16 protein-coding genes are annotated in these 14675 nt (G+C 41.9%); 10 read left to right on the top strand and 6 right to left on the bottom strand.

All coding sequences use genetic code 11. The features are described 5' to 3' along the window. Positions 1-13 precede the first annotated feature (13 nt). Positions 14-352: an NIL domain-containing protein gene (locus HWQ44_RS21655; RefSeq protein WP_292722852.1), complete on the top strand. Its 339-nt coding sequence runs from the start codon at positions 14-16 to the stop codon at positions 350-352. A gap of 6 nt (positions 353-358) precedes the next feature. On the opposite strand, the gene HWQ44_RS21650 is transcribed toward HWQ44_RS21655, so the two are convergent. Further along, positions 359-949, bottom strand: a complete 591-nt coding sequence (locus HWQ44_RS21650) for a Crp/Fnr family transcriptional regulator (protein WP_292722848.1) — start codon at positions 947-949, stop codon at positions 359-361. A 66-nt stretch (positions 950-1015) separates the two neighbouring features. Here HWQ44_RS21650 and HWQ44_RS21645 point away from each other — a divergent pair, with 66 nt between their 5' ends. Beyond that, the gene (locus HWQ44_RS21645; RefSeq protein ID WP_292722845.1) at positions 1016-1162 is read left to right on the top strand and encodes a hypothetical protein; all 147 of its coding nucleotides are present in this window, start codon (positions 1016-1018) and stop codon (positions 1160-1162) included. 1 nt (position 1163) lies between these two features. On the opposite strand, the gene cysE is transcribed toward HWQ44_RS21645, so the two are convergent. Further along, positions 1164-1889: a serine O-acetyltransferase gene (gene cysE / locus HWQ44_RS21640; protein ID WP_292722842.1), complete on the bottom strand. Its 726-nt coding sequence runs from the start codon at positions 1887-1889 to the stop codon at positions 1164-1166. A 213-nt stretch (positions 1890-2102) separates the two neighbouring features. Between cysE and HWQ44_RS21635 the strand changes: the two genes are divergently transcribed. Together HWQ44_RS21635 and cysK are read left to right on the top strand one after the other, a co-directional pair. Next, positions 2103-2585, top strand: a complete 483-nt coding sequence (locus HWQ44_RS21635) for an Rrf2 family transcriptional regulator (RefSeq protein WP_292723221.1) — start codon at positions 2103-2105, stop codon at positions 2583-2585. A gap of 18 nt (positions 2586-2603) precedes the next feature. Continuing rightward, on the top strand, positions 2604-3566 hold the full coding sequence (cysK, locus tag HWQ44_RS21630; protein ID WP_292722840.1) for a cysteine synthase A: 963 nt from the start codon (positions 2604-2606) through the stop codon (positions 3564-3566). A 69-nt stretch (positions 3567-3635) separates the two neighbouring features. Here the strand turns inward: cysK and HWQ44_RS21625 are convergent, their stop codons facing one another. Continuing rightward, positions 3636-4346, bottom strand: a complete 711-nt coding sequence (locus tag HWQ44_RS21625) for a cadmium resistance transporter (protein ID WP_292722837.1) — start codon at positions 4344-4346, stop codon at positions 3636-3638. A 300-nt stretch (positions 4347-4646) separates the two neighbouring features. Between HWQ44_RS21625 and HWQ44_RS21620 the strand changes: the two genes are divergently transcribed. After that, positions 4647-5309, top strand: a complete 663-nt coding sequence (locus HWQ44_RS21620) for a cadmium resistance transporter (RefSeq protein WP_292722834.1) — start codon at positions 4647-4649, stop codon at positions 5307-5309. Between the two features lie 43 nt (positions 5310-5352). Here the strand turns inward: HWQ44_RS21620 and HWQ44_RS21615 are convergent, their stop codons facing one another. Then, positions 5353-6150 (bottom strand): sulfite exporter TauE/SafE family protein, encoded by a 798-nt coding sequence (locus HWQ44_RS21615; protein ID WP_292722831.1) that lies wholly within the window; start codon positions 6148-6150, stop codon positions 5353-5355. Between the two features lie 759 nt (positions 6151-6909). Here HWQ44_RS21615 and HWQ44_RS21610 point away from each other — a divergent pair. The 4 genes from HWQ44_RS21610 to HWQ44_RS21595 all read left to right on the top strand — a co-directional run bounded on the left by HWQ44_RS21610 (position 6910) and on the right by HWQ44_RS21595 (position 9801). Further along, complete coding sequence (locus HWQ44_RS21610; RefSeq protein WP_292722828.1) at positions 6910-8064, top strand: iron-containing alcohol dehydrogenase; 1155 nt, start codon at positions 6910-6912, stop codon at positions 8062-8064. A 193-nt stretch (positions 8065-8257) separates the two neighbouring features. Then, positions 8258-8845: a TetR/AcrR family transcriptional regulator gene (locus tag HWQ44_RS21605; protein WP_292722826.1), complete on the top strand. Its 588-nt coding sequence runs from the start codon at positions 8258-8260 to the stop codon at positions 8843-8845. A 4-nt stretch (positions 8846-8849) separates the two neighbouring features. Further along, positions 8850-9239, top strand: a complete 390-nt coding sequence (locus HWQ44_RS21600; RefSeq protein ID WP_292722823.1) for a tautomerase family protein — start codon at positions 8850-8852, stop codon at positions 9237-9239. Positions 9240-9357: 118 nt separating this feature from the next. Then, positions 9358-9801, top strand: a complete 444-nt coding sequence (locus tag HWQ44_RS21595) for a thioesterase family protein (RefSeq protein WP_292722820.1) — start codon at positions 9358-9360, stop codon at positions 9799-9801. A 508-nt stretch (positions 9802-10309) separates the two neighbouring features. On the opposite strand, the gene HWQ44_RS21590 is transcribed toward HWQ44_RS21595, so the two are convergent. Both HWQ44_RS21590 and HWQ44_RS21585 read right to left on the bottom strand, forming a co-directional pair. Continuing rightward, the gene (locus HWQ44_RS21590; protein ID WP_292722817.1) at positions 10310-11077 is read right to left on the bottom strand and encodes a thioredoxin domain-containing protein; all 768 of its coding nucleotides are present in this window, start codon (positions 11075-11077) and stop codon (positions 10310-10312) included. Positions 11078-11131: 54 nt separating this feature from the next. Continuing rightward, positions 11132-12013 (bottom strand): 4-hydroxybenzoate solanesyltransferase, encoded by an 882-nt coding sequence (locus HWQ44_RS21585; protein WP_292723219.1) that lies wholly within the window; start codon positions 12011-12013, stop codon positions 11132-11134. Positions 12014-12767: 754 nt separating this feature from the next. Here HWQ44_RS21585 and HWQ44_RS21580 point away from each other — a divergent pair. After that, on the top strand, positions 12768-14420 hold the full coding sequence (locus tag HWQ44_RS21580) for a Ppx/GppA phosphatase family protein (RefSeq protein ID WP_292722814.1): 1653 nt from the start codon (positions 12768-12770) through the stop codon (positions 14418-14420). Positions 14421-14675 lie beyond the last annotated feature (255 nt).

The raw sequence follows: 14675 nt of genomic DNA, 5'->3' as shown, positions 1-14675 counted from the left end.
TCATCATTATCCAATGGCAGCATTAAATAATCGTCAAACCAATTCTCAAACCAGATTGTCACTGGTTTCTTCAGTCTATGAAAAAAGCCAAGTTACTCAGATTCGTCTGCGGATACATATTCCCAAATCCTATCTGCAAGTGCCCGTGATTTCGCAGTTAATTTCTACTTACGGCTTGGTAGTTAATATTACTAAAGCTATGCTACAACAAAATACAAATGGGCAAGGATGCTTTGACATTGAACTGCGGGGAACAGTGCCACAAATCTGTAGCGGTCTGGCTTACCTGGAATCCCTGAATCTTAGAATTGTGGGTAAGCCGAATGCTGACGGCGATAGCTGGTTTTGCTAAAATCATCTAAATTTCATAGTACCAAATTTCTTCTTCTCGCAATACAATTCGATGCAGGGAAAGACGATCAATCAAGCCCTCTTGCTCAAACTGCCCAAGAACACGAGTAATGGTCACACGAGTTGAACCGAGCATTTCTGCCAGGTCTTCATGAGTCAGACGCATATCTATTAAACGTCCCTTTTCAACTTCCGAACCAAACTTTTTGGATAACCATGCCAACAGCTTGATGAGCATAGTATCCACTTTTTTATGGCTACGAATGATCATCAATTCTTGAGCCTGTTGGATATGGGCAAGTAGAGTTTCTGTCACTTGAGTCCACTCCTCTAGAGGTAAGACTGTCGCCTCCACTTTCGTCAGACATTCCATCTGATAAGGTTCTAATTTTGACAAAGACTTACCAACGATATCTCCTGGGCCCCACAATCCCAAAGCGACGGTTGTACCATCTTCCAGATAGGTAAAAGTTCGGACAAAACCCGTTTCAATCTTCCAAAGGCCGTTTTGATGCTCTGGCAGAAATGACCTACGGGCAAAAATTTGCTTAGTATTATTACTGTTTAAGCTAGACAAGCTTGTGTACAAAAGTACCATATTTTATAAAGCTATTCTCCGATAAACTAACCGTAGTATTATATTTATATCAGGTTCTAAGAACCTATGGGTATTTTAAATAGGGGAGATGAGGGAGCAGGGGAAGCAGAGGGAGAGAAGTATTGCCCAATGCCCAATACTTCGACTTCTCTACGAGACGCTGTTCGCGTTCGCTCAGTACAAGTGCCCAATGCCCAATACCCCATTCCCTAAATTAAATTCCTGCACCATCAAGAAAATCTTCAATCATCCCATCAGAATTTTCGCTCTTAGGGTTGTCGGTTGATTCGTCGCCAAGCTCAGTTAGGGACAAACTCGATTCTTCCAACTGCTCGAACTGTTTCTCTAGAGCCTTGACGCGTTCAAATAAAGCGCGGATTACTTCAGCTTCTACGTCGCGGACTTTATCATGATCCAGAACATTGCTCCCCAAGTTGTTCTGACGAGTCACGCGTCCTGGAATGCCAACAACAGTAGTGTTACTGGGCACATCTCGTAGCACCACAGAACCGGCTCCAATTCGGACGCGATCGCCAATTTGAATATTTCCCAATACTTTCGCACCCGCTCCCACAACTACATGAGAGCCTAAAGTTGGATGGCGTTTGCCGCTTTCTTTGCCAGTTCCGCCAAGGGTGACACCTTGATAAATCAGAGCATAGTCGCCCACGATCGCAGTCTCACCAATCACTACTCCCATCCCGTGGTCAATAAACACTCCCTGGCCAATTAATGCCCCAGGATGGATTTCAATCCCGGTTAAAAACCGACTAATATGAGAGATAAACCGAGGGATGAAGGGAATTCCAATTTTATACAGCCAGTGTGCCAATCGATGGCATATTAGCGCCTGGAGTCCAGGGTAACAGAACAATACTTCTAGCCAGTTACGGGCTGCTGGGTCACGCTCAAAAATGGTTCGCAAATCAGTTAGTAGCATACTCTGTTGGGGTTTTCGTTGGTAAGTGAGGCTCTGAAAACAGAAACTCAGGATAATTCCCACAAAAAGATCCAGTTATTCATGGGAATTGTGTAGGATAATAATCTACGGTAAGTCGATAGCGTATAGTGCATTTGTGGGTGGTAAGTGGGATGCTATCACATTCCACACTTGGAAAAAATTAATTTCGCATAAACTGCGATAAGTCCCTCAATTCACCGTAGTATATTGAGTACAGTCTTGAATAGCCAAAACTACGCTCTCTTGGATCTGTCTTCCAAAGTGGAATACGCGCTGCTGGCACTCTTAGAGCTGGCAAGCCACCACGGAAAAAAACTTCCTATAACCATGAGCGAGATCACTGCCAAGCAACCCATACCTGAACGCTATCTGGAACAAATTTTGACCAACCTCCGGCGTGCTGGTGTGGTGCAGAGTCAACGCGGCTCTAAAGGAGGTTTCGTTTTAGCTCGTGAACCTTGGCAGATTACAATACTTGAAATTGTCACTTTGGTTGAAGGTGAGCGGAAAGAGAAAGATACCTCTGACTCTCCGACTCTAGAAAAGACTCTGGTATATGAAGTTTGGGAGCAAGCTAACGCTGCCTCAATTGAAGTTTTGGGTCGTTATACACTCCAAGACTTGTGCGAGGAAAGAGAAACTCGCGCCCAGCAGAGTCCAATGTATTATATTTAGACACGACGGAGTACCCACATGCGGATAGCGAAAGATATCACAGAGTTAATCGGACGAACTCCTTTAGTTCAATTAAACAAGATTCCCCAAGCTTCAGGAGCGGTTGCTCGGATTGTGGTGAAGCTAGAAAGCATGAATCCAGCATCTTCTGTGAAAGACCGGATTGGCGCGAGTATGGTGGAAGCGGCAGAAGAAGCAGGCTTGATTCACCCTGGAAAAACTGTTTTAGTAGAGCCGACTTCTGGAAATACAGGAATTGCGCTGGCGATGGTGGCAGCCGCCAAGGGTTATCATCTCATTCTAACGATGCCTGACACAATGAGCCACGAAAGACGATCCATGCTCAAAGCTTATGGCGCTCAATTAGAGTTAACGCCAGGGGTAGAAGGGATGCGAGGAGCGATCTCTCATGCAGAGGAGATTGTAGCTAAAACGCCCAATGCTTATATGTTGCAGCAGTTTCGCAACCCTGCTAACCCGAAAGTTCACGCCGAAACCACCGCTGAAGAAATTTGGAATGATACCGATGGAGAAGTAGATATTCTCGTGGCGGGAGTGGGTACTGGTGGGACGATTACGGGAGTTGCAGAAGTTATTAAAAAACGGAAGCCGAGCTTTCAAGCGATCGCAGTTGAACCAACCAGCAGTCCGGTATTAACAGGTGGTAAATCAGGGCCTCACAAAATCCAGGGTATTGGCGCAGGATTTATCCCAGCAATTTACCGTGCGGAACTAGTAGATGAAGTAATTCAAGTAGCGGATGAACAAGCGATCGCTTACAGCCGTCGCCTCGCAAAAGAAGAAGGATTACTATCGGGTATTTCTACTGGCGCTGCTTTATATGCGGCTATTCAAGTAGCACAACGGCCAGAAAATGCAGGTCGCTTAATCGTGATGATCCAGCCTAGCTTTGGTGAACGCTACCTCAGCACCTCACTCTTCAAAGACCCAGAGGAGAATGAATGGTTGAGTAAAGTTTGATTCCGCATACCAATTTTGGATTTTAGATTTTGGATTTTTAATCTAAATCAAAATCTAAAATTGGCTTGGTTATCTACTAGAATTTTCGCCAATTTCATCAGCAATTTCATTCTTTTTCACCAAAATCATCAAACAGAAACAACTAGCAGCTAGCTTTATTAAGCTTAAAGCTCCACTTTGTAATACAATATAAGCGCCTAATCCTATAAGAAAAAAAGGCACAAGATTATTAACGTAGCGAGTCAATATATCAGCGATGACTCTGTTGTTAATTAATTTGTATGCAGTGTAACACCAAATTCCTAACAAGAGAAAAAATAATCCGATAATTACTAAAAAAGTCTCTAAGTTGCTGCTAGCAAATAAAGGCACATAGACACTAATATTATCGCTACCATTGGCAATTGTAACGGTTGCCACACTATAAGCTTGGGGAGAAAAAAAACTAGTAATTGTTGATGCTTCAGTTTCTTCTGTTGCAGCTACAACTTCTTTTGATGAATCTTCTTCCTGATTCACTAAGCTACTGATACCTATAGACATTGGTAGTAAACCAAGTAATCCAATCCAGCTTTTTGATAAAACTAATCCCCCAAATAAACCAGGAAGACTAAGGAGTAATAGAACTGTAAAACCGAGAAACTGACCAGCAACTATATGCCGAGGACGAAAGTTAGTATTTATTTGAGAAAAAAACAATAATAAAATGACAATATCATCAATATTAGTGGCAATGAACGCAATTGCCCCTGTAGTAATTGCAGTAACTAACTCGTTCATATTTTAAGAAAAACATACACATTCAAAAGCTTGCAGCAGGCTACCATCTTCGTGTTCGCATTGGCAAAGCCTCTCGTAAAAAAGCGTCCTAAAGAGAAGAAAGCAAAGAAATTCAACAACAGATACACGCCCGGAATTATTTATGTTTATCTACAATGGCAAACACTAAATCTGAATTTTTGCAATAAATCTTGTGAATCGGTGATATTCCTTGAATAATTACTTTGTCTATATTAAAGCTTAGTTGTGCCAGAAGGTTAATTTGGTATGGTTGTAAATCGTAGATTCTAAAAATCCAGCATGAGTAAGCTAGGGACAGTCTTCAGTGAAGGGATAATTGCCTTCATAGCCACTAACATAGATGACATCATTATCTTATTAATATTTTTTTCACAGGTAAATGTTAATTTTCGACGGCGGCATATCTTACTTGGTCAATATCTAGGTTTTGCAGCCATTATCATCGCTAGCTTACCAGGATTCTTTGGTGGATTGGTTATAGATCGAAAATGGATAGGATTGTTGGGACTACTACCAATCGCAATTGGTCTTCAGCAATTAGTGTTTAGAAAAGAAGAAACTATTACAGTTCAGACAGTCAGCAGTGATTTTAGGCAGTCTACACCTACTAACCCCGTATTGTCTTTTCTTTTGAGTATTTTGCAACCCCAAACCTATAAAGTGGCAGCAGTAACAATCGCTAATGGTGGTGACAATATTAGTATATATATCCCTTTATTCGCTGGTCACGATCTGGCCAGCTTGGGAGTAATTCTAAGTATATTTTTTATCATGGTAGGGGTTTGGTGTGCGATCGCTTATTTTTTAAGCCGTCAACCTACCATTGCTGATGTTTTAAGTCGCTACGGTCAAGCTGTCGTACCTTTTGTGTTAATTGGTTTGGGTCTGTTCATTATGTATGAGCGAGGTACATTCACTCTACTACCTTGGATGAGAAATTAATCAATGTTGGATGCTGGATTTGGGATTGAAAATCTCAATTTGGTTACACCTGATGAACTAATTTCCAACTCACCATCATCAAGATGGCGTAAATAATAAACCGTAACGGACGTTGCGGGGCTACCTGGCAGATTTTAGCACCTAGTAACACTCCTGGCACAGAGCCTAACCATATAGGCAGTACCAAACTCCAATCAACTGTTCCCAGGCTGAGGTGACCGAGGGCTGTAAACAGTAGTAAAATCGCTGCGTGTGAAATATCTGTACCTACTAACTTCCGTGCATCAAGGCGGAAAAATCCAATCAGCACTAGGGCAAACATTGAACCTGAAGAGACGCTAGTTAGACCAACTAAACAGCCTAAAATTGCTCCCAAAGTGATTGTTATAAATCGACCAAAGTTAGTTTCTAAGTCTAACTTTGGCAGTTCGGGTAAATTAAATTTGGGGAAAAAAGTCAATAACAACAATTGCACTAGTGCTAACACTGTGACCAGCAAAATCATCCCGCCAAGCAAACGGAGCAAGATGTTATCCAGATTATACTCACCTGTACGTTTAATGAAGTGCAAAATCCCCACCCCGAACAGTGAGCCTGGAACACTCCCAAATGCCAGCCATTTGACAACTTCTGTGTCAAGGGTTTTCTGTTCCCAATGCTTGACGCTACCAACAATCTTCATCAATGTAGCAGCCACAACATCAGAACTCACAGCGATGGAAGGCGGAACCTGAAAGACAAAAATCAACATTGGGGTGATGAGAGAAGCTCCGCCAATTCCCGTCAAACCAACGATGATGCCAACAAAGAAGCTTAAGAACGGTAGTAATAAATAGTGCATACTCTTCGGGGGTTTCAACAATTAGTTATCAGTTATCAAAGTCCTGTTGAGTCTCCCACTTCTATAAGTGAGCAACGTCGGTTAGGCTTTAAACTCTCCAAACGAAGCCTTGGTAACTGTTCACTGACTTAACTACGAGCAGCTAGAACTGAAAATCAGCTAAAGCTTCACTGCTAGAGAGCAGTAAGTCAGCCAAAATATAGCCCAGTGGTAGATAGAGCTAGTGATGGCAAGTTATTATGTTTTTCAAGGCATGAATGACACAAAGGTTATCCAGCTAAAAGTTAGGGCAGAGGATTCCTGGACAACTTAAAAACTGTCTGGAAGTTTTTATCAGCATGACAACTGGCATTTAGCTGAAACAGACTTTGATAACTGCTTATGGGTCAGTTGCTCTGCTAAAATCAACTTCTAACTGGTTTTTCTGCGGTTTTACATGTAAAAGCACGTAAGGCTATGCACTTACCGTATTTTACTAGTAAGCATGATTAAACGTCCAGCGTATTGGTGTTGTATATCCCTCGATTATCTGGATAAAACTCCGTAGCAGGTTGGGCTTCTTAGAAATGGCTGCTAAAAAAAATACCTAAATGAGTACGAGATTTACATATACTTGCGATCGCTCTTGAGCAAAACTTGGCGATTTACTCAAATTGCCATCAGTCCAAGTAGTGCCTGTGAGTCACAAGCTTAGGCGAGGAAATGCCGAAAATGATTAGAATAATCAAGGTCAAATCCGATTCCCTCCTCTGTTCACTCATGGAAAACTTTGTTTTTTACAACCCAGTCAAAATCCTGTTTGGCAAAGGTCAAATCGCCAATATTGCTGCTGAAATTCCTGTTGATGCCAAAATTCTCATTATTTACGGTGGGGGTAGCATCAAAACTAACGGCGTGTATGACCAGGTAAAGTCTGCATTGGCTGGACGGAATGTAGTTGAGTTTGGTGGGATCGAACCCAATCCTCACTTAGAAACCCTATTGAAAGCGGTTGAAATAGTGCGGAATGAGGGCATAGACTTTCTACTTGCTGTCGGTGGCGGTTCAGTTCTTGATGGTACTAAGTTTATTGCTGCTGCGGTTCCCTTTGTCGGCGATCCTTGGGATATCCTCGCAAAGAACGCACCTGTAAAGGCTGCTGTGCCCTTTGGTACAGTTTTGACTTTACCTGCAACCGGCTCGGAAATGAATACGAACTCGGTTGTTACTAAGTGGGATACTCAAGAAAAATTACCTTTTAGCAGTCCTTTGGTGTTTCCCCGCTTCTCGGTTCTCGACCCGGAAACAACTTTTTCCCTACCTGTACGGCAAATTAGCAATGGAATTGTTGATGCTTACACCCATGTGATGGAACAGTATTTGACTTTTCCAGTCAATGCACCACTACAAGACCGGATGGCTGAATCAATTTTGAAAACGCTAATTGAGGAGGGGCCAAAAACCCTGGCGAATCCCCAAGATTACGATGCACGGGCTAATGTGATGTGGTCTGCAACGCTAGCACTCAATGGGCTAATTGGTGCAGGAGTCCCCCAAGATTGGGCAACTCACATGATTGGGCATGAATTGACAGCACTACATGGTTTGGATCATGCTCAAACTTTGGCGATTGTGCTACCCAGTACTCTTTCCATTAGGCGCGATCGCAAATGGCAAAAACTCTTACAGTATGCCGAGCGAGTTTGGGGGATTGTCGATGGTAGTGAAGAAGAACGGGTTACTGAAGTGATCGCTAAAACTCGCAATTTCTTCGAGTCTGTTGGTGTACGCACGCGCTTATCTGATTATGGTGTTGGACTTGATACCATTCCTGTAATTATTGAGCGTTTTGAAAAGCGCGGTACTGTAGCTTTGGGCGAATATAAAGATGTTAATTCTCAGGTAGTCGAGCAAATTTTAACTCTCTCAGCATAAGGATTGAGGATGGGGCATTGGGAAAACTCTTGCCAATGCCCCATCCCCAATTCAGAACTCAGCGCTAAAAAATACTTGACTTTTAAGCAATTATCGTGATTAATTAAATCAGACTAATCGGTCGGTAATATTTTATTTACAGCAATTTTCAATTCAATAAATTACACCAATCCCTACTCTAAAAATCGCTGTAATGACCAAAGGCGAAGAAACAAAAACCAGAATTCTCCATCAAGCAGCCGAACTGTTTAACCAACAGGGGTATGCAGGCTCATCGATGTCAGACATCATGCGTGTTACTGGATTGCAGAAAGGAGGAATTTACAATCACTTCCAAAGCAAAGATGATCTGGCGCTACAGGCTTTTGACTTTGCGATCGCTCGCATCAAACAGCATACTAGATTTGCTTTACGAAGCAAACGCCACGCAGTAGAACGCCTGCAAGCAATCATTAGCGTATTTAGTAGCTTTGTAGAAAATCCACCTATCAAGGGAGGGTGTCCACTGCTGAATACTGCTGTGGAGAGTGATGATGCTCATCCGGCGTTGCGAGAACGTGCTCAACAGGCGATGAATTCTTGGCTGCATCTAATTCGCAGAATTATTGAAACGGGAATTGAAAAGGGTGAAATTCGCCCGGAAGTGAGTGCTGATGAAATCGCTACTATCATAATTGCAACGCTAGAAGGAGCCGTAATGATGAGCAAGCTTTATGGAGATTCAATTCACATGCACAGGGTAATTAATCACCTGAATCAATACTTGGAAACTTACCTTTAAATGTATGGCACAAATCAAGGTATATAGTTTGGCAGATAAATTGAATCCTGTTAAAACAGAGCTATCAAATATAATCCATGCCTCTGTTATTGAGGTTTTACAGCTTACACCCGAAAAAAGATTTCACCGTTTTTTCCCACTGAATAAATCAGACTTTTTCTATCCATCTGATAGATCAGACAATTATCTGATTATTGAAATTAGTATGTTTGAGGGGCGCTCGGTGGAAACAAAAAAACAGTTGATTCGCCTGCTGATTAAAAATATTAGTGAAAAGTTGAATATTTCTGTGTACGATATTGAAATCACAATTTTTGAAACGCCGAAATATCACTGGGGAATTAGAGGTTTACCTGGTGACGAGTTAATCTTAAACTACAAAGTAGAAGTTTGAAACTCTTATGAGAAAGGGGTTATTAGGCAATTAATACTGACCCATACTTAAAAGAGGTGAATAATTTTACGCTTTTACAGACCGAGCGGTTTTAAAGCAGAATTTATCGGGAGAAATAATGTTAGCAAATAATAACTCGCACAGAAAATTAGAAGTAGTATTGGCAATTCCTGTAAGAACATACGACATTGACTTTATGGGAATCGTCAGTAACATTGTGTATATTAGATGGCTAGAGGATTTACGTTTAAAGTTTTTAGATGAACATTGGCAACTCAATCAACAAATTGAGCAAGGATATACACCGATTTTAGCTGGAACAGAAATTGCATATAAACGTCCGATAAAGATTATTGATCAAGTAATTGGACGTTTATGGCTGAGTAATTTAGGACGCTTGAAGTGGACTGTACAAGCTGAAATTTTATCTAACAATGAGTTAGCAGCAGTAGCTACCCAGAAGGGTGGTTTTGTCAGTTTGCAAAATAATCGTCTTATTGCCATTCCAGAGGAATTACAAAAGAAATATTTACAGTCTCAACAAGAGATGCAGAAAATTTAACAATTAGGAATACCTTTGATATTTTTTTGAGTTATTACAGACCCCTCCGTTTTTTTTATGAATAACCGTATTAATTTACTTTTGAATAAAAATCTATGTTGAGGATAAATAAGACCAGTATCAAGTTAACTTTACAGATACTACAGAAGCGCGGTTAGTTGCAGTTTATCAACATGGTAAACAGAAAGGGGAAGAGTTTGTCGAGCATCTTACGAAAGTTTCCGCAAGCTATCACTGATTTAAGTTGTTATATGTTTAAGAACATGAGGAGTGGGAAAATTTCTCTTCGTCACTCCTCATCAGCTACTCCTTACACTTGCTTCAAGTACAACAGTTTACTGATGCACTAAACCTCTAACTAAAGATGCACATTATTGTTAAATAAGGAGGTATTTATCTAAACAGTTCCTATGGAGATACAATAGTCACGCAGTATAGATTGATCAAGCTTATTGCTAGTTGTCAGCTATCATTAAACCGACGTTAACCCATTTTCAAATAAACCAATTTACTTAGCATCAGCCAATATGTTTTTGATGTCTTCTAGTTGTACAACTCCTGAAGTAGTTGGACTATTAATGACAAAGAAAGGTGTTCCAGAAACAGCCAATTTTTCAGCTAGCTGGATATCTTTTTTAATTGCGGGAGTAGCAAGAGTCAGATCGCGTTTAAATTTACCCAAATCCAGATTCAGATTTTTAGCAATATCTAAATATAACGCTTCACCCAGTTGTTTTTGATTAGTAAATAGCGCATCATGATATTCCCAAAACTTGCCCTGCTGATGTGCTGCCCAAGCCGCTGTCGCAGCAGGCAATGCTTCAGAATGAATTAAAGTCAGCGGTAAATTCTTGTAAACTAATCTTAGTTTATCTGGATACTTTTCTAACAACTGCTTCAACGTTTTATGTGCATCAGCACAATAGGGACATTGAAAATCTGAAAATTCTATTAGCACAGTTTTTGATTGAGTTGAACCTGTGGTGGGAGACTCACCAATCACTGTTTGAGGATTCGTTTTTAAATCCTGTAAAAATGCTTGCTGTCCTTGTTTGACTTTCTGTTGTTGTTGCTGCTGATAAGCTTGAACAGATTCAATAATTACCTCTGGGTGTTCTCGGATAATTTGTAATACTTGCTGTTCCAACCGTGAATCAATGGTGCTGCTAGCTTGTGCAGGAAATGACCAGGTGACAACCAAACATAATAGACCTATTGCCGCCCAAGCCCGCAGATACTTAAGTAATGGACTAAAACAATTAAAGAATATACCCATACAAAAACTCATAAATACTTCTTAAAGGGGATTCTATGCATTACTTTTTACTGATTAAAAAGATCCAGCAATCATCCCAGCAAGTAAAATAAAACCAATCCACACGTTTTGCCGGAACATCTCACCATAAACAGGGTTAGGTAAGTCTTGCTTTCTTAATCGCAGAGACTGCCAAACCCATCCGATAGTAGCAACTGCAAGGCTAATCCAGAAGGCTAAGTGCAGATGTATGACTACACCTAACCAAGCCAATAACAAGATTGTGCCAGCAAAGAAAATTCCAATAGCTAAAGGGGCATAATTCCCAAAAAATAGAGCGCTAGAATTAACACCAATGCGGCGATCGTCTTCCTTGTCGCTCATAGCGTAAACTGTATCAAATCCCAATGTCCACAGTACAGTCGCGCCCCAAAGCAACCAAGTTGGTTGGGAGATGGTTTGTGTCACTGCACTCCAGCTAATCAACACGCCAAAACCCCAAGCGATGGAAAGCACCAGTTGCGGTACGGGAAACACCCGCTTTGCGCCTGGATAAAGCAGAATTACAGGCACTGCTGCCACACATAACCAGAAACTCAGGGGGTTAAGATAAAAGGCCAAGACTGCTGCACATGCTAGCGAGACGATCGCGACTCCAATCCCAACTTTCACAGACAAGGCGCGAGAAGCGAGGGGGCGATCGCGGGTTCTTTCCACTTCTGGATCAATATCTCGATCCCATAAATCATTGACAACACACCCAGCCGCACTTGTGGCGAGAGTACCCAATACAATCACACCAACCAGAGGTAAAGGCGGTTTCCCAGAAGCTGCCAAAAATACAGCCCAAAGGGCAGGAATCATTAAAATTAACCGTCCTTCTGGTTTATGCCAGCGCAAAAGTCGGATAATTACCAGCCAAACTGGTTTCTGGGGGCGTTCTGGCGTCGTTAACATAGGATTGGGTATGGGGCATTGGGCATTGGGCATTGGGCATGGGGCAAAACAGTTCCGTTAGCGGGGCGTTTAGCCCGTGCTGAGTGGGGAATCTAACTTCTTTTGCTTTTTGTGGGGTGGGCATCTTGCCATTAGTGTCAACTTAAGGTTAAAACCCATTTGTCAACGATAGGTTTTGTTATGAACGAAGTATAAAGGTGAACTTTTTTCTGACTTTTATACGCAAGCTGGGAGTGATGCTAATAAACAAAGCATTAATAGTCCCTGAAAAAGTTCGTTTTTTGTCCCTTTCAAACCAAATTGTTAAGCATAAATACTTATTGACATAGGAAGTTTGAGCTTAACTTGACACTAATGGCATCTTGCCCGCCCGTAGGCAAAGGCGGGCAAGATGCCCACCCCACAGGATTGGATAATTTATTTGTTGGAATTCCCTCTTTGCTCCTATGCCCTATTTTTTAATTCACACATCTTTACATCTATAGAATAACGTTATTTGTTATTTGTAAAAACATAACCTAAAGTGGCAACTTTAAAGACCTTTAAATAGTCACTAGGTTAGAAACAGTAGGGTAAATATACTTAGCTCAGTTACCCTCGACCAAACTGAGTTCCGAGTAGTGAGTATTTTTTAATTTACTCAAGACTCAGTACTCAGCACTCAGTCTGAGCAAGTGTGTTGCAACAAATATCAGTGCCAGCTACCCCGACATATCACCGTTTGCCATCATTTCTTATAAAGAGAGAAAACTAGATGCTGAATTTAGTTTCGGCTAGCTGGGAGAGTGTTCCAACTCAACCACCTAAGCAAGACCGGATTATTGCTGCCATTGACCTGGGAACTAATTCTTTACACATGGTAGTAGTGAAGATTGACCCGACACTACCAGCTTTCAGCATTATTGCCAGAGAAAAAGAGACCGTGAGACTTGGCGATCGCGATCTAACTACAGGGGAACTCAAACCGGAGATAATTAAAAAGGCGATCGCAGCTTGTGGACGCTTCCAAGAAGTTGCCAAAACTATCAACGCTGAAACAATCATTGCTGTGGCAACTAGTGCTGTGCGGGAAGCCCCCAATGGTAAAGATTTTTTGCACAGAATAGAAACGGAGTTGGGTTTAAGCGTTGACTTGATTTCTGGTCAAGAAGAAGCGCGACGAATCTATCTTGGCGTGCTGTCGGGCATGGAATTTAACAACCAGCCCCACATGATTGTTGATATTGGCGGTGGTTCCACTGAGTTAGTTTTGGGCGATAGTCACCAAGCCCGCACTCTCACCAGTACCAAAGTTGGTGCAGTGCGACTGACTGGCGAATTAATCACCACCGACCCCATCAGTAACACTGAGTTTCAATACCTGCAAGCCTATGCACGCGGGATGTTAGAACGTTCTGTGGATGAGATACTAGCAAACCTCGAACTTGGAGAATCTCCGCGTTTGGTGGGTACGGCTGGTACAATCGAAACCCTAGCGATGATTCATGCACGAGAAAAGTCGGGTGTTATTCCTTCCACTCTCAATGGCTACCAATTTAGTCTTAAAGACTTGCGAGAGTTGGTAAATCGCTTGCGGAAACTGAGTAATTTAGAAAGGGCTGAGATTCCCGGTATGCCAGATAAGCGAGCGGAAGTTATCCTCGCTGGTGCAGTGATCTTACAGGAAGCAATGACCCTCTTGGGTAGTGAATCAGTCACAGTTTGTGAGCGTTCTTTGAGGGAAGGCGTAATCGTAGACTGGATGCTAACCCACGGTTTAATTGAAGATAAGCTGCGCTACCAAAGTTCAGTCCGGGAACGCAATGTTCTCAAACTCGCGAATAAATACCACGTCAACTTAGAATATAGCGATCGCGTCGCCACATTTGCCGAGAGTTTATTTGACCAAACTCAAGGTACTCTACACCACTGGGGATCTGACGAGCGACAAATGCTGTGGGCAGCTGCAATATTACACAATTGCGGTCATTATGTCAGCCATTCGTCTCACCACAAGCACTCTTACTATCTAATTCGCAATGGAGAATTACTCGGTTATACAGAAACCGAGATTGAAATCATTGCCAATTTAGCGCGTTATCATCGCAAATCGCCGCCCAAGAAAAAACATGAAAATTACCAGAGTTTGCTGACTAAACACCAGCGACAAATGGTCAGTCAATTAAGTGCAATTCTGAGATTGGCAGTGGCATTAGATAGACGACAAATTGGTGCGATCGCTCAAGTGCAATGTGAGTATTATGCAGAATTACGGCAGGTCAACTTGCTGATTTTTCCATCTCAACCTGATGATGATTGTGCTTTAGAACTTTGGAGCTTAGATTATAAAAAAGGAGTATTTGAGGAAGAATTTGGAGTAAGATTAGTAGCAACTTTAGAAAAATCTAGCATTGCTAACTTGTCTTAGAAAATAGGGGGCGTTAACGCAGTTATAGCGGTTCCCATTCAGATGCGGTACAAAATTATATCGCGAATTGTAGGGGCACGGCAGTGCCGCCCCTACGGGTGTACTTCGCTAAATCGGGAAACGCTATAAATGCACCTGCACATAGTTTGTATTCCATTCTGGCGATCGTTCATCAGTTTGAGAAGTTATATCAAGTCCGGTTAATTACTTATGATTACCGCATCCGTGCAAAAATCAGGAAAACCTCTTTCTCCC

The sequence above is a fragment of the Nostoc sp. JL34 genome (assembly GCF_017114945.1).
GTDB lineage: Bacteria > Cyanobacteriota > Cyanobacteriia > Cyanobacteriales > Nostocaceae > Nostoc.
Note: the sequence above shows the minus strand (reverse complement) of the source record. Positions and strands in the feature narration are given on the sequence as shown.

Excerpts from the sequence above, each read along its gene's own strand:
- HWQ44_RS21655 (WP_292722852.1), top strand. The coding sequence starts at position 14 with ATGGCAGCATTAAATAATCGTCAAACCAATTCTCAAACCAGATTGTCA.
- HWQ44_RS21650 (WP_292722848.1), bottom strand. The coding sequence starts at position 949 with ATGGTACTTTTGTACACAAGCTTGTCTAGCTTAAACAGTAATAATACT.
- HWQ44_RS21645 (WP_292722845.1), top strand. The coding sequence starts at position 1,016 with ATGGGTATTTTAAATAGGGGAGATGAGGGAGCAGGGGAAGCAGAGGGA.
- cysE (WP_292722842.1), bottom strand. The coding sequence starts at position 1,889 with ATGCTACTAACTGATTTGCGAACCATTTTTGAGCGTGACCCAGCAGCC.
- cysK (WP_292722840.1), top strand. The coding sequence starts at position 2,604 with ATGCGGATAGCGAAAGATATCACAGAGTTAATCGGACGAACTCCTTTA.
- HWQ44_RS21625 (WP_292722837.1), bottom strand. The coding sequence starts at position 4,346 with ATGAACGAGTTAGTTACTGCAATTACTACAGGGGCAATTGCGTTCATT.
- HWQ44_RS21620 (WP_292722834.1), top strand. The coding sequence starts at position 4,647 with ATGAGTAAGCTAGGGACAGTCTTCAGTGAAGGGATAATTGCCTTCATA.
- HWQ44_RS21615 (WP_292722831.1), bottom strand. The coding sequence starts at position 6,150 with ATGCACTATTTATTACTACCGTTCTTAAGCTTCTTTGTTGGCATCATC.
- HWQ44_RS21610 (WP_292722828.1), top strand. The coding sequence starts at position 6,910 with ATGGAAAACTTTGTTTTTTACAACCCAGTCAAAATCCTGTTTGGCAAA.
- HWQ44_RS21605 (WP_292722826.1), top strand. The coding sequence starts at position 8,258 with ATGACCAAAGGCGAAGAAACAAAAACCAGAATTCTCCATCAAGCAGCC.
- HWQ44_RS21600 (WP_292722823.1), top strand. The coding sequence starts at position 8,850 with ATGGCACAAATCAAGGTATATAGTTTGGCAGATAAATTGAATCCTGTT.
- HWQ44_RS21595 (WP_292722820.1), top strand. The coding sequence starts at position 9,358 with ATGTTAGCAAATAATAACTCGCACAGAAAATTAGAAGTAGTATTGGCA.
- HWQ44_RS21590 (WP_292722817.1), bottom strand. The coding sequence starts at position 11,077 with ATGGGTATATTCTTTAATTGTTTTAGTCCATTACTTAAGTATCTGCGG.
- HWQ44_RS21585 (WP_292723219.1), bottom strand. The coding sequence starts at position 12,013 with ATGTTAACGACGCCAGAACGCCCCCAGAAACCAGTTTGGCTGGTAATT.
- HWQ44_RS21580 (WP_292722814.1), top strand. The coding sequence starts at position 12,768 with ATGCTGAATTTAGTTTCGGCTAGCTGGGAGAGTGTTCCAACTCAACCA.